Origin of the sequence: Streptomyces sp. NPDC058525 (assembly GCF_042719495.1) — a bacterium.
GTDB lineage: Bacteria > Actinomycetota > Actinomycetes > Streptomycetales > Streptomycetaceae > Streptomyces.
Map to the genome: position 1 here is coordinate 1 of NZ_JBHXNP010000053.1, position 13,682 is coordinate 13,682.

A 13,682-nucleotide genomic window follows, 5' to 3' on the forward strand; every position below is an offset into this window, starting at 1 on the left:
TCCACGATACGGCCCGCCCGCTGCACGGGGCCCCTGGGGCTCCGCCCCAGACCCCGCGCCTCAATCGCCGGCGGGGCTGGATTTGGCTCCTGCCGCCCGCCAGGTGCGGCTGGATTGCCCCCTGGGCAAGTCCAGCTCCACCGGCGGGGCACATCCGGCCCCGCCGGCGTTTGAGGCACCGGGGCCGGGGCGGGCCCCGTGCAGGCGGCCCGAGGGCTACTTCTCTGTGACTCCTGCGGAGTCGAACGTGGCGACCTCGTGCATCGCGCGGGCCGCGCTCTGGACCAGCGGGAGGGCCAGCAGGGCGCCGGTGCCCTCGCCGAGGCGGAGGTCCAGGTCGACCAGGGGGCGCAGGCCGAGCTTGTTCAGGGCCGCCACGTGGCCGGGCTCGGCGCTGCGGTGGCCCGCGATGCACGCGGAGAGGGCCTCGGGGGCGATGGCCCGGGCCACCAGGGCGGCCGCGCCCGCGCTCACGCCGTCCAGGATGACGGGGGTGCGCAGGGAGGCTCCGCCGAGGAGGAGGCCGACGATCGCCGCGTGCTCCAGGCCGCCGATGGCCGCCAGGACGCCGATCGGGTCCGCCGGGTCCGGCTGGTGGAGGTCGAGGGCGCGGCGTACGACGTCGACCTTGCGGGCGTGCGTCTCGTCGTTGATGCCCGTGCCGCGGCCGGTCACCTCGGCCGGGTCGACCCCGGTGAAGACCGAGATGAGGGCCGCGGAAACCGTGGTGTTCGCGATGCCCATCTCGCCGGTGAGCAGCGCCTTGTTGCCCGCCGCGACCAGGTCGCGGGCGGTCTCGATGCCGACCTCGATGGCCGCGACGGCTTCCTCGCGGGTCATCGCCGGGCCGGTGGAGAGGTCGGCCGTGCCCGGGCGGACCTTGCGCGGGAGCAGGCCGGGGGTGGAAGGCAGGTCGCCCGCGACACCCACGTCGATCACGCAGACCTCGGCGCCGACCTGGTTTGCGAAGGCGTTGCAGACCGCTCCGCCGCCCAGGAAGTTGGCGACCATCTGGGTGGTGACCTCCTGCGGCCACGGGGTGACGCCCTGGGCGTGCACGCCGTGGTCACCGGCGAAGATCGCGACGGCTGCGGGCTCCGGGATCGGCGGAGGGCAGACCCGGGAGAGGCCGGAGAGCTGGGCCGAGATGATCTCCAGCATGCCCAGGGCCCCGGCGGGCTTGGTCATGCGCTTCTGCCGCTCCCACGCCTCGCCGAGCGCCTTCGCGTCGAGCGGGCGGATGCTGGCGACGGTCTCGGAGAGCAGGTCGTGCGGCTCTTCGCCGGGCAGCGCGCGGCGCCCGTACGTCTCCTCGTGGACGACCCAGGACAGCGGGCGGCGCTGGGACCAGCCGGCCTGCGCGAGCTCGGGCTCCTCGGGGAACTCGTCGACGTAGCCGACGCACAGGTAGGCGACGACCTCCAGGTGCTCCGGCAGGCCGAGCGCGCGGACCATCTCGCGCTCGTCGAAGAAGCTGACCCAGCCGACGCCGAGGCCTTCGGCGCGCGCGGCGAGCCAGAGGTTCTCGACGGCGAGGGCCGAGGAGTACGGGGCCATCTGCGGCTGGGTGTGCCGGCCGAGGGTGTGGCGGCCGCCGCGGGTGGGGTCGGCGGTGACGACGATGTTCACCGGGGTGTCGAGGATGGCCTCGATCTTGAGTTCCTTGAACTGCTTCGCCCGGGCCTTGGGCAGCGAGTTCGCGTAGGCCTCGCGCTGGCGCTGGGCGAGCTCGTGCATCGTCCGGCGGGTTTCGGCGGAGCGGATGACGACGAAGTCCCAGGGCTGGGAGTGGCCGACGCTGGGCGCGGTGTGGGCCGCTTCCAGGACGCGGAGCAGCACCTCGTGCGGGATCGGGTCGGTGCGGAAGCCCTTGCGGATGTCGCGGCGCTCGCGCATGACGCGCAGGACCGCCTCGCGCTCGGCGTCGTCGTAGGCGGGAGCCGGGTCGCCTGCGGCGGGCTCGACGGCCTCGACGGACTCGACGGCTTCGGCGGGCAGGAACTCGGGCTGCGCTTCGGCCTCGGCTTCGGGGGCCGTCGGCTCGGTTTCCGCCGGCAGGGCCTGTGCGTGCACGGGCTCCGGGGCGGGCGCGGGCTCCACCGGGGCGGGGGCCACGGCGACGGGCTCGGCCGGGGCGGGCTCCGCGGCGGCGGGCAGCGGCTCCGCGGCCGCCGGCTCGGGCTGGGCCGGTACGGGGGCGGGCGTCACGAGTACGCCGGGCTCGGCGGCGGCCTGCTCGGCCCGGCCGGCCTCGACGGGCGCCTGCTCGGCGAGGGGCTGGGCGTGCTCGGGGGCCTGAACCACCGTTTCTGCGGGGGCGGCCACCGCTACGAATTCCGGCTCGGGCTGCGGCTCCGGAGCGACGGCCTCGGCCAGGACGGGGGCCGGGGCCGGTACGGGCTCCGGTTCGGGTTCGGCGACGGGCGCGGGCAGCGGCTCCGCGGCCTCCGGCTCCGGCACGGCCGCGAGGACCGGCTCGGGCTCCGGCACGCCCGCCAGGACCGGCTCGGGCTCCGGCACGTGCGCCGCGACGGGCTCGGGCCCGGCGATGACGGGCTCGGGCGCGAGGGCGGGCTCGGGGGCGGCCGCGAGGGCCGGCTCGGGCGCGGCGGCCGCGATCGGCTCGGGCGCCGGTACGACGGCCGGCTCGGGCTGCGGCTGGGGCTCGGGCAGGGCTTCGGGCTCGGCGGCTGCCGCGGGGGCCGCCACGGCCACCGGGGCCGGGGCCGGGGCCGGCTCCGGGGTCCAGGGGGCGCCGGCCTGCGGCGGGATGTCGCTCAGCTGCGGCGCGGGGGCCGCCGGGATGTCGAGGTACTCGGGACCCGTGGCCGGCGGGCCGGACCGGCGCAGCGGGGCGGGCGCCGCGGCGGGACCGCGGTCCGCGAGGGACCGTACGACTCCGCCGGTGGCCTCGGGCACGGGCGGGCCCATGTGCAGCGGGCGCCGGACCGGAGCGGCCGGGGCGACGGCCTGCGGCGGGGCGACGGGCTGGGGGTACTCCCGGACGGAGTCCGGGGAGGGGGCGACGAGCCCGCCGAGGTCGAGCGCACCGGAGTCGCGGCCGCCGGTCTCGTGGGCGCCGGCTCCGTAGGACGGGAACTCGGGGTAGGCGGCCGGCTCGTTGTAGACCGGGGCCTCCTGGTACGAGGGCTCGGCTCCGTACGGCGCGTCCGCGTACAGCGGGGGCTCGACGGGGAAGGCGGGGGCCGGCGGGACCACCTGCGGGTCGCTCCAGGCGCCCTGGCCGCTGGGCATCAGCAGCAGTTCCTCGTCCTCCGGCCCGGCCGGGTCGTCCACGAGGTCCTGGAAGGCGTAGCCGGCGGGAAGCGGCGGCGGGAGCTGGACCGGAGCGGGGATGCCCTGCTGATCCACCATGCCCGCGTTGTCCGGGTGACCCTCGCCCGGGACCTGGCCGGTGTCAGTCATGCGTACCCCTCGCCCATCGGTTTTGCCTCTTCGATCGCCCGGTCGCCCACGAGGCCGCCCCAACGGATGTCCCGTGCGGGGTTGCCCTGCGGCGCCCTTGCCGCACGTGCGCCTGCGCGACAACCACTAAGCATTGTCGCGCCCGTTCGCCACCGCGGCGGCCATAACCGCCGCGGTCCGCTGTGGACTGCGCCACGTCGCGCGTCGTCCGGTGCCGCGATGCCCGAAACGTCCGGGGCAGTACGACGATCGGCCAGCCTACCCCGGCCCTGCCCTCAGCGGGTCCTGGGGCGCTCGGCAGCCAGTAGGAAGACGACGGAGCGCTCCTGTTCGGCCCACGTGCGGGTGTCCAGGCCCACGGACTGGAGCAGCGCGCACTCGACGGCGTACCCGTGTTCGGTGAGGGCCCGGCCGATGGCCTCGGCCTCGTCGCGGGTGGAGGCGTGGCTGACGATCCGTTCGGGGCGGCGGTCGGCGACGGCCGCGACGACCGCGGCTCCCCCGCCGCCGACGCGTACGACGTCGGGCTCGGGCAGGTTCTCCAGTACGTGGGGGGCGCGCCCGGTGACGACCTGGAGCTGCACTCCGCGCGTGCGGGCCGCGGCGGTTACCCGGGCGCAGGCCTCCGGGTCGGCGTCGACGGCGATGACGGCGGCGCCGAGTACCGCGGCGTCCACGGCGACGGCGCCGGTGCCCGCTCCGATGTCCCAGACGAGGTCGCCGGTGCGCGGGCCGAGCCGGGCGAGCTGCGCCGCCCGGAGCTGTGCGGACTCCCCTTCCCCGGTGTCCGGCTGGGGGCGGGCCCAGCCGCGGTCGCCGGAGCGGAGCCGGTCCGGGCTCTGGCCGAGCAGCCAGCCGGGTTCGGCGGCCAGGGCCTGTCCGGTGCCCCCGCCGCCGATGACGATGACGACGTTCGGGTCGCGCCAGGTGTGGTCGGCGGCCTTGTCGGAGGTGAGGACGCTCACCTGCTCCCGCTCGGTGCCCAGTTCCTCGCAGATGACGAAGGTGCGGTGGACTCCGTCGAGGAGCAGGGCGAGTTCGGCGGGGCCGGCGCCGGGCGAGGTGAGGACGGCGACCTTGCCGTGGGCGCGGATGACGTTGACGGCGCGGCGCAGGGTGCGGGGGTGGGCGACGACGACCTGGGCGTCGTCCCAGGGCATCCCGGCTCGGGCGAAGGCGGCGGCGACGGAGGAGACGGCGGGGACGACCTCGACCTCCAGGCCGTGCTCCGGGGCGCGCAGGGTGCGTACGACGCCGAAGAAGCCGGGGTCGCCGTCGGCGAAGACCACGGCGGTGCCTCGGTGGCCGGCGATGCGGCGGGCGGCGAGGCCGAGGCTGCCGAGGCGGACGCGCTCCGCGGTGGGCGGGACCTCGGGGAGCGCGAGGTGGTGGGCTGCGCCGGCCACCAGGGTCGCGGCGGAGAGCGCGGACCGGGCGGCCGAGGTCAGGGGCGAGCCGTCCCAGCCGATCACCGTGACCCGGTCGGCCATCGTCGTCTGTCTCCTGTGTGGGAGGGGCCCCCGGGCGGGTGGCCGGGGTGGGCGAAGCTTCGTCGAGGGGGTCGGGCACGGTGAGACTACCTGGTCATCGGGTCAGTTCCCGGTCGGCGCCGTCGGCTCTGTCGACGGAGTAGGCGTCGTACCCGTCATAGCCGTCGTAGTCGCCGTAGTCGTCCGCGTCGTCGAGGTCCTCGGGGACGAGGCTCCAGACGATGAGGTCGGTGCGGGTGTCGGTCCAGCTGCCGTCGGCCGACTGGGTACGCACTATCCAGGCGTTGCGCAGGACCCCCTCGCTGATGCAGCCGATCTTCTGGGCCACCTGCTGGGAGGCGGTGTTGTCGGCGGGGGTGCGCAGTTCGAGGCGTTCGAAGCCCTGGTCGCGGAAGAGCCAGCGGGTCACGGCCAGTACGGATTCGCTGGCGTAGCCCTCGCCGCGGGCCCAGGGGGCGGTGACGTAGCCGACCTCGGTGGAGCGGGTGCGCCAGTTGGTGTTCTGGAGGTGGACGATGCCGACGAGGCGCTGGGTGAGGAACTCGGTGACGGCGAAGACGATCCCGCGGCCCTCGGTGCGTTCGGCGTGCGAGAGGCGGGTGGCCCAGCCGTGGGCGTCGGCCCGGGTGTAGGGGTGCGGTACCGAGGTCCAGGCGGTGACGCCCTCGTCGTTCATCATCTCGGTGAGCGCGGTGACGTCCTCCTCCTCGAAGGGGCGCAGCACCAGCCGGTCCGTGCTGATGGTGACGTCCGGGAAGGTGGTAGTCATGCGCAGCTCCATGCCTGAGACCGTGGTGCGGGACCGTTTGTGCGGGTCGTAGGCCACAGCATGCAGCATGGGCCCGGGGAAGTGCAGGGCCGGGGTTGCCCGGAAGCGGGCAGAGCTCGGCCCCGCGCGCCGACAGGAGCGTGCGGGGCCGAAATGCCTGACCGTCAGGCTCAGGAGGCGGGGGTGCCGAAGGCCGGGACGACCGAGCCCTGGTACTTCTCCTCGATGAACTTCTTGACGTCGTCGGAGTTCAGGAGCTTGGCGAGCTTCTGGATCCGGGGGTCGTTCTGGTTGCCGTCCTTGACCGCGAGGAAGTTGGCGTAGGGGTTGCCCTCGGCCTTCTCCAGGACCAGCGCGTCCTTGGCGGGCGACAGGTTGGCCTCGATGGCGTAGTTGCCGTTGATGACGGCGGCGTCCACGTCGTTCAGGGCGCGCGGGACCGTGGCGGCCTCCAGCTCCTTGAACTCCAGGCCCTTCTTGTCGGTGATGTCGGACAGCTTGGCGCCTGTGCCGACACCCTCCTTGAGGGTGATCAGGTTGTTCGCGGCGAGCAGCTGGAGCGCGCGGCCCTCGTTGGTGGTGTCGTTGGGGACGGCGATGGTCTGGCCGGCCTTGATGTCCGCGAGGGTCTTGACCTTCTTGGAGTAGAGGCCGAGGGGCTCCAGGTGCACGTTCACGACGGGCACGATGGTCGTGTTGTTCTTCTTGTTGAAGTCGTCGAGGTACGGCTTGTGCTGGAAGTAGTTGCCGTCGACCTGGCCCTGCTGGGTGGCGGTGTTCGGCAGGACGTAGTCCGTGAACTCCTTGACCTCCAGCTTGAGGCCCTCCTTCGCCGCGAGCTTGTCCTTGACGAAGTTCAGGATGTCGGCGTGGGGGCTCGGGGAGGCCGCGATGACCAGCGGCTTGCTCTCGTCGGTCTTGCCGCCGTCGGCCTTGGTGGAGGACGGGTCCGAGGAGCTGCCGCAGGCGGTGAGGCCGAGGGCGAGCGCGGTGGCGGTGGCGGCGAGGGCGGTGAGCTTGATGTTCTTACGCACGAAGAGTGCCTTTCTTGCATTTCGGGGTGGTGGCCCAAGCACGACAAGTGCGGGCTTTCTGGGGTGGGAGGTCTTGTCAGCCCGGGTTGTTCAGGCTGTCCGGCCGCGGCGGGCCAGGAGGCGGACCACGCCGTCGCCGATGAGCTGGATCACCGTGACGATGGCGATCAGGACGACGACGGTGGCGACCATGAATCCGGTCTCGAAGCGCTGGAAGCCGTAGGTGATGGCCTTGGATCCGAGGCCTTCGCCGCCGACGGCGCCGGCCATGGCGGAGTAGCCGACCAGGGTGATCACGGTGGTGGTGACACCGGCGACCAGGGAGGGCAGGGCCTGCGGCAGGAGCACCTTGCCGACGAGGGTCGGAATGCCGCCGCCCATGGACTCGACGGCCTCGATCAGGCCGTGGTCCACCTCGCGGACGGCGGTCTCGACGAGCCGGGCGAAGAAGGGGATGGCGCCGATGGCGAGCGGGACGATCATGGCGGTGGGGCCGATGAAGGTGCCCACGACCGCGGTGGTGACCGGGATCAGGAAGATCAGCAGGATGATGAACGGCAGCGAGCGGCCTATGTTCACGATCACGCCGAGCACCTTGTTGAGCGGCTGGTTCTGCAGCAGGCCGCCCTTGTCGGTGAGGACGAGCAGGATGCCGATGGGCAGGCCGCCCAGGACGGTCACCAGGGTCGACCACAGCACCATGTAGAGGGTGTCGTAGGTGCCCTGGGTGAGCAGGGGCTGCATCTCGGACCAGGTCACTTCGCACCATCCTTGACCAGCGCGGCCAGTTCGTTGTCGATCGCGTCGGCCTTGCCGCCGGTGTCTTCCCCGTCGACGACGTCGACCTGGAGGCCCTGCTCGCGCAGGAAGCCGACGGGTACGACGTTGTCCTCGAAGCGGCCGGGCAGTTCGATGCGCATCCGGCCGATCTGGCGGCCGGCGACGGTGTCCATCGCGGCGCCGAGGATCGAGATGTCGATGTTGTAGGTGCGCGAGAGCTGCGAGATGACCGGCTGGGCGGCGGCTTCGCCGTGGAAGGTGACGTCGACGACCGTGCGGTCGGGGCCGGTGGCGGCGCCGGTGACGGGGAAGAGTTCGCCCGCGAGTTCGGAGCCGGGGGTGGAGAGCAGCTCGGCGACGGTGCCGGACTCGACGATCTTGCCGCGCTTCATCAGGGCGGCCGAGTCGCAGACGGACTTGACCACGTCCATCTCGTGCGTGATGAGCAGCACGGTGAGGCCGAGCTGCTGGTTGAGGTCGCGCAGCAGCTGGAGGATGGAGCGGGTGGTCTCGGGGTCCAGGGCGCTGGTGGCCTCGTCGGACAGCAGCACCTTGGGGTCGCCGGCCAGGGCGCGGGCGATGCCGACGCGCTGCTTCTGGCCGCCGGAGAGCTGGGTGGGGTAGGCCTTGGCCTTGTCGGCGAGGCCGACCAGGTCGAGGAGTTCCAGGGCCTTGCGGGAGCGCTCGCGGCCGGAGACGCCGAGGATCTCCAGGGGCAGCTCGATGTTGCCCTGGACGGTGCGCGAGGACAGCAGGTTGAAGTGCTGGAAGACCATGCCGATGCGGCTGCGGGCCTCGCGCAGTTCCTTGCCGGCGCGGCGGCCGCGGCCGGCGAGCGCGGTGAGGTCGACGCCGCCGACGCTCACGGTGCCGGTCGTGGGGCGCTCGAGCAGGTTCACGCAGCGGATCAGGGAGGACTTGCCGGCGCCGCTCTGGCCGATGACGCCGTAGACCTCGCCCTCGCGGACGTGGAGGTCCACGCCGTCCAGGGCGGTGACCTCGCGGCCACGGGACTGGTAGACCTTCGTGAGGCCCGATGTGGTGATCACAGGATTTCCGTCGCTGTCGAGTGCACGGCGCTGCGGGTGCCGGGCACGGGGCAAACATCTGGGGACGCGATACGGGTCGAACCGTGGGAAAAAGGATGGTGTCGACGCGTGCGCGGGGCAGGAGCGGTCCGGGGATGCACGGACGGGCTCGGCCGGTCTCGCTTCGGGGCGCGAGGCGTGCGGAAGGGGCCCTCAGAAGGCGCGCATTCGACACATACAACGAGCACCGGGCGTCATCGTCGCCTCGGTCGCAAGGGTGCGGCTGCTCGTCGTGGTCATGGGCCCCAGTAAACCAGACATGCCCCTTCACCGATCAACGATGTCCGCATAGCGGACGGAAAGCGGCCGCATACCGGACAAGACCGGTCTCCCTCAGCCATCCGTCCCGATGGTCAGACCCCCGTCGCTGACCTGCACCGACACGGCCGAAAGGTCCCGTACGACCACGTCCGCGTCGAGTTCGGCGGCGGTGTGCGTTGTGGTCAAGGCCACGGTCCGCATGCCGGCCGCGCGACCCGCCGCGAGCCCGGCCGGAGCGTCCTCGAAGACCACGCAGCGGGCCGGGTCCACGCCGAGGCGTCGGGCGGCGAGCAGGAAGGGCTCGGGGTCGGGCTTGCCGCGGGTGATGTCCTCGGCGGCCACCATCTCGGGGAAGTCGATGCCGGCCTCGCGCAGCCGGGCCTCGGCCAGCTGGGGGCACCTCCCAGCGGTAGCTGGGGGAGGGTGGCGGAGGTGACCACGGCCCAGCGGCCGGCGGGCAGCGCGGAGAGCAGCTCCTTGGTGCCGGGGAGCAGCACCACCCCGCCCGCCACGTCCTCGACCTCCAGGGTCTCGATCCGGGCGAGGGCCTCGGCGCGCACCGCGGCGGGCAGCAGCTCGGCGATGATCTCCGCGGCGGGCCGGCCGTGCAGCTCCACGCGGGCGAAGTCCTCCTCGCATATCGCGTACTCGCGGGCCCACCGGGTCCAGCAGCGGTGCACCGATTCCATGGAGGACACGAGCGTGCCGTCGTTGTCGAACAGCAGGGCTTCGGCGTGCAGGTTCATGCTTCCAGCAAAGCGCCCGCCCAGGGGTGAGCGCATCGGGTCTTTCGGCCCGTAATACCCTCGCTGCATGCTCGACGCCCTGACGGTCGCCATCGGTGTGGCCGCACTCGCCCTCGCCGCCTGGTGCGGCCACGCCGCATGGCGGGACCAGCCGACCAAGGACTGGCACTTCATCGGCATGGCCGTGGTGACGGTGCTGGTCCTGGCCCAGCTGGTGATCGGCCTGGTCAAGCTGGCCCAGGGCGAGAAGCCCGACGAGGGCACGGTGATCTTCGTGGCGTACCTGCTGGGCGCCTTCGCGGCGGTACCGGCCGCCGGAATGCTCTCGCTGACCGAGCGGACCAAGTGGGGTTCGGTGACGGTGGCCGCGGGCGCGGTCGTCCTCGCCGTCCTCGAAGTACGGCTCTACGACATCTGGGGAACCACCGGTGCCTGACACGACGACCGCCGCACCAGCCGGGCGCACCCGGCTCGTCTCCGGGCCCGGCCTGCTCCTGGTGTGGCTGTACGGGGTGATGGTGGTCGGCGCGGTGTCCCGGTCCGCCTACCAGATCTCCACCGAGTTCGGCCGGGCGCCGCTGGCGTACTCGCTGTCCGCCGCGGCGGCCCTGGCCTACGCGTTCATCACGTACTCGCTGGTGCGCGGCGGGGAGACGGCCCGCAAGGCGGCGCTGGTCTGCTGCGCCGCCGAGCTGGCCGGCGTACTGGCCGTCGGCACGTGGACCCTGGTGCGGCCCGACGCCTTCCCCGACGCGACCGTGTGGTCGCAGTTCGGGATGGGCTACCTGTTCATCCCGGTGATCCTGCCGGTCACCGGGATGCTCTGGCTCCGCAAGAAGCGCTGATCAGGATGAGGGACGCGGGGCGCGGTCAGGCGCTGACCGCGAAGTCGGTGGCGTCCTTGGCTTCCTTCTCCAGGATCACCAGCTGCACGCCGTCCGAGGCCGTGCGGCCGCCGACCTTCGTGTAGCCCGCCTTGCGATAGAGCCGCAGGTTGGACTCGCTCTTGTGCCCGGTGTGCAGGCGGAAGCGGGTGGTGGCGCCGTGTCCGGCGAGGGCCTCCTCGACGGCGCGCAGCAGGCGGGCGCCCAGGCCGTGGCCCTGCAGCCGCGGGTGGACGCACAGCTTGGCGATCTTGCCGGTGCCGTCCTCGTCGACGCTGCCGCGCACGGTGCCGACGACCTCGTCGCCGAGCCGGGCCACCAGCACGGTGTCCGCCGCCAGCTCCGCCTTGAGGGAGTCCAGGGACTGGGTGAGCGGCTGGATGAGGTAGTTGCCGTACAGCTCGGCCTCGCGCTGGAAGGCCAGGTACTGGAGTTTGAAGATCTGCTCAGCGTCCTCGGCAGCCGCCGCCGAAATGGTCACGCTCATGCCCATGTGCGCATGCCTCCCGCTCACCTGGTAGCCCGTTGGTCTACCGCTCCTTTCCCCGCAGGCCAGGAGCCGCAACCTCTGCAGCCAGCATTCTGCGCAGACATCCCAGGCAACGGGAACGGACGGGCCCCAAACTTCCTTGTGAGATACCCAACTCTCCTGCGATTTCACGGTAAGTGAGGTCTCTGGGCGAAAGAAGTGCCTTCATCAGCTCCGGACAGCGTCCGGGCAATCGGGCGACCGCCGATCGGAGCGCCCGGGTCTCCTCGCCGTCGAGCAGGGCGTCCTCCGGTGCGCCGCCCGCGGCCGCGGAGTGGTGGCGGTAGTCGTACGGGATCTCGCGGCGGGCCCGCCGCCGGGCGAGCCGGGCCTCGGCGCGCACGGCCCGGCGCAGCCAGCGCGCGCGGCCGGTGGGGTCGGGGTCGCGCGGGCCGCTCTCCAGCAGCCTGACCCAGACGGCCTGTTCCAGGTCGGCCGCCTCGACTCCGGTGCCCGGGGCCTCCGCCGCCGCCTCGGCCGAGAGCAGCGGGCCGAGCTTCTCAAAGAGGTCAGCCTTCAGCAGGTCCATGCCGGGCGGGACGAGCGGTGCGCGCCCGGTGGTTTCCCCGCCGGGCGCGTCCCACTCGTACGGGAAGCTCCGGTCAGCGGTTGACGGGGCGCCGGCCCGGGCGGAAGGCCTCCGCGGCGAGGAGTCCGGTGTCCGGGTTGTCGGTGAAGATGCCGTCGATGCCCTGTTCGAAGTACGTACGGAAGGCGGCGAGGGCGTCTCCGTACGCGGTCGGGTCCGTGCCCTTGCGGAAGTCGGCCGGCAGGAAGCTGTTCTCGTTGCGGGCGGTGTAGGGGTGCAGCAGCAGCCCCTGCGCGTGGGCGTCCTTGACCAGGGTGGTCGGGGTGCCGAGCTTGCCGGCCGCGTCGCGCGGGAGGATCAGGTCCATGGTCGGGCCGATGCCCTGGGCGAAGCCGGCGATCCACCGCAGGCCCTCGGGCTTGACCAGGTCCGCGACGGTGCGCGGGTCCTTGGCCAGTTCGAAGTCCCAGGGGCGGGTGCCGGCCGCGGAGAGCAGGACGACGCGGGGCGCCGAGACCAGCCGGGAGAGCCGCTGGATGCTGGAGGGCTCGAAGGACTGGAGGAAGACGGCCGCGTCGCGGCGGTCGCGTCCGTACCGGCGCAGCAGCTTGGCCAGGGGCTCCTCCAGGCCGAGGCCCAGCGCCCGGAAGTAGCTGGGATGCTTGGTCTCCACGTGCAGCCAGACCTGCTTGTCGCGGCGGCGGCTCTCCCGGTTGGCCCAGCGCAGGACCTCCTCGAAGGTGGGCACCGCCCACTGGCCGTCGTAGAGGGTGTTGCGCTGCCGGACGGCGGGGATGCGTTCCTTCGCGCGCAGGGTCTTCAGCTCGGCGAGGGTGAAGTCCTCGGTGAACCAGCCGGTGACGGAGACCCCGTCGACGGACTTGGTGGTCCGGCGCCCCGCGAACTCGGGGTGGTCGGCTACGTCCGTGGTGCCGCCGATCTCGTTCTCGTGGCGGCACACCAGGTGCCCGTCCTTGGTGGGGACGAGGTCCTGCTCGATGACGTCCGCGCCCATGTCGAGCGCGAGCTGGTAGGAGCCGAGCGTGTGCTCGGGGCGGTAGCCGCTGGCTCCGCGGTGGCCGATCACCGTCGGGTACGGGAGGTCCCGGAAGCCGCCCTCGCCGTGCCCGCCGCCCTCGGCGGAGGCGGCGGCCGGTCCCGCCGCGAGTCCGGTGATGCCGGTGCCCGCCGCCAATACGGCCGCGCCGAGGACCGTGCGCCGTGCTGCCCCACCCTGTGTCATGAACGCCACTCCCCATTACGAAAACGCCCGAATCGGCGTGCCGATCGTAGGCGGGGAGGGGTTTCGGGCGAGGGTGTCCCGTCGGAACACGGCGGAAACGTGTGTCAACACTGCGTATCCGACTCGTGAACCCGATGTGCGATCAGAGCTGACCCGCGAGTATCGTCCTCACCTGCACTACCGCCGCGTGGTGGGTGCGAGAACCGCTTTTCGATGCCGGAGGGCCCACGTTGTTCCGTACGCGCCTCATCAAAGCCACTGTCGGACCGGTCATGCGCCTGATGTTCCGCACCCGTGTGGAGGGCATCGAGAACATCCCGGGCACCGGGCCGGTGATTCTGGCGGGGAACCACCTCACGTTCATCGACTCCATGATCCTTCCGCTGGTGTGCGACCGCACGGTCCACTTCATCGGCAAGGACGAGTACGTGACGGGCAAGGGCATCAAGGGCCGGGCCATGGCCTGGTTCTTCACCGGCTCCGGCATGATCCCCGTCGACCGCGACGGGGCGAACGGCGGGGTCGCGGCCCTGATGACCGGCCGCCGGATCCTCGAAGAGGGCAAGATCTTCGGCATCTACCCGGAGGGCACCCGCTCCCCCGACGGCCGGCTCTACCGCGGCCGCACCGGCATCGCCCGCCTGACCCTGATGACGGGCGCCCCCGTGGTCCCGTTCGCGATGATCGGCACCGACAAGCTGCAGCCCGGCGGCGCCGGGATGCCGCGCCCGGGCCGGGTCACCGTGCGCTTCGGCGAGCCGATGGAGTTCTCCCGCTACGAGGGCATGGACCGCGACCGGTACGTGCTGCGCGCGGTCACCGACTCGGTGATGGCCGAGGTCATGCGCCTGTCGGGCCAGGAGTACGTGGACATGTACGCGACCAAGGCGAAGGCCGCCTGAC

Annotated in this window: 12 protein-coding genes and 1 pseudogene; 3 read left to right on the plus strand and 10 right to left on the minus strand. The window is 72.6% G+C overall.

Going from position 1 to position 13,682, the window contains the following annotated elements; translation table 11 throughout:
- Positions 1–216: 216 nt before the first annotated feature.
- The 7 genes and pseudogenes from cobT to ACFWP3_RS23800 form a co-directional block, all read right to left on the minus strand.
- Positions 217–3,426 carry a nicotinate-nucleotide--dimethylbenzimidazole phosphoribosyltransferase gene (gene cobT / locus ACFWP3_RS23770; RefSeq protein WP_384224462.1) on the minus strand — a complete coding sequence of 1,070 codons (3,210 nt, stop codon included), beginning with the start codon at positions 3,424–3,426 and terminating at the stop codon, positions 217–219.
- A gap of 275 nt (positions 3,427–3,701) precedes the next feature.
- Complete coding sequence (gene cbiE / locus ACFWP3_RS23775; RefSeq protein ID WP_384224465.1) at positions 3,702–4,916, minus strand: precorrin-6y C5,15-methyltransferase (decarboxylating) subunit CbiE; 1,215 nt, start codon at positions 4,914–4,916, stop codon at positions 3,702–3,704.
- 94 nt (positions 4,917–5,010) lie between these two features.
- Positions 5,011–5,685 (minus strand): GNAT family N-acetyltransferase, encoded by a 675-nt coding sequence (locus tag ACFWP3_RS23780; RefSeq protein ID WP_384224467.1) that lies wholly within the window; start codon positions 5,683–5,685, stop codon positions 5,011–5,013.
- Positions 5,686–5,855: 170 nt separating this feature from the next.
- On the minus strand, positions 5,856–6,719 hold the full coding sequence (locus ACFWP3_RS23785; RefSeq protein WP_384224470.1) for a MetQ/NlpA family ABC transporter substrate-binding protein: 864 nt from the start codon (positions 6,717–6,719) through the stop codon (positions 5,856–5,858).
- A gap of 90 nt (positions 6,720–6,809) precedes the next feature.
- Positions 6,810–7,478 carry a methionine ABC transporter permease gene (locus ACFWP3_RS23790; RefSeq protein ID WP_384224472.1) on the minus strand — a complete coding sequence of 223 codons (669 nt, stop codon included), beginning with the start codon at positions 7,476–7,478 and terminating at the stop codon, positions 6,810–6,812.
- Positions 7,475–8,548, minus strand: coding sequence for a methionine ABC transporter ATP-binding protein (locus ACFWP3_RS23795; RefSeq protein ID WP_384224475.1), 1,074 nt, complete (start codon positions 8,546–8,548; stop codon positions 7,475–7,477). The genes ACFWP3_RS23790 and ACFWP3_RS23795 overlap by 4 nt, the downstream gene beginning before the upstream one ends.
- A 372-nt stretch (positions 8,549–8,920) precedes the next feature.
- Positions 8,921–9,594, minus strand: a pseudogene (locus tag ACFWP3_RS23800) (HAD-IA family hydrolase).
- A gap of 67 nt (positions 9,595–9,661) precedes the next feature.
- Here ACFWP3_RS23800 and ACFWP3_RS23805 point away from each other — a divergent pair.
- The gene (locus ACFWP3_RS23805; protein WP_384224477.1) at positions 9,662–10,030 is read left to right on the plus strand and encodes a hypothetical protein; all 369 of its coding nucleotides are present in this window, start codon (positions 9,662–9,664) and stop codon (positions 10,028–10,030) included.
- Positions 10,023–10,439 (plus strand): hypothetical protein, encoded by a 417-nt coding sequence (locus ACFWP3_RS23810; protein ID WP_384224479.1) that lies wholly within the window; start codon positions 10,023–10,025, stop codon positions 10,437–10,439. The genes ACFWP3_RS23805 and ACFWP3_RS23810 overlap by 8 nt, the downstream gene beginning before the upstream one ends.
- A 25-nt stretch (positions 10,440–10,464) precedes the next feature.
- On the opposite strand, the gene ACFWP3_RS23815 is transcribed toward ACFWP3_RS23810, so the two are convergent.
- The 3 genes from ACFWP3_RS23815 to ACFWP3_RS23825 all read right to left on the minus strand — a co-directional run bounded on the left by ACFWP3_RS23815 (position 10,465) and on the right by ACFWP3_RS23825 (position 12,779).
- Positions 10,465–10,971, minus strand: a complete 507-nt coding sequence (locus tag ACFWP3_RS23815; RefSeq protein WP_384224482.1) for a GNAT family N-acetyltransferase — start codon at positions 10,969–10,971, stop codon at positions 10,465–10,467.
- Between the two features lie 37 nt (positions 10,972–11,008).
- Positions 11,009–11,536, minus strand: coding sequence for an RNA polymerase sigma factor (locus tag ACFWP3_RS23820; RefSeq protein ID WP_384224485.1), 528 nt, complete (start codon positions 11,534–11,536; stop codon positions 11,009–11,011).
- Positions 11,537–11,609: 73 nt separating this feature from the next.
- Positions 11,610–12,779, minus strand: a complete 1,170-nt coding sequence (locus ACFWP3_RS23825) for a glycerophosphodiester phosphodiesterase (protein WP_384224487.1) — start codon at positions 12,777–12,779, stop codon at positions 11,610–11,612.
- 272 nt (positions 12,780–13,051) lie between these two features.
- Between ACFWP3_RS23825 and ACFWP3_RS23830 the strand changes: the two genes are divergently transcribed.
- Complete coding sequence (locus tag ACFWP3_RS23830) at positions 13,052–13,681, plus strand: lysophospholipid acyltransferase family protein (RefSeq protein ID WP_362297797.1); 630 nt, start codon at positions 13,052–13,054, stop codon at positions 13,679–13,681.
- Position 13,682 lies beyond the last annotated feature (1 nt).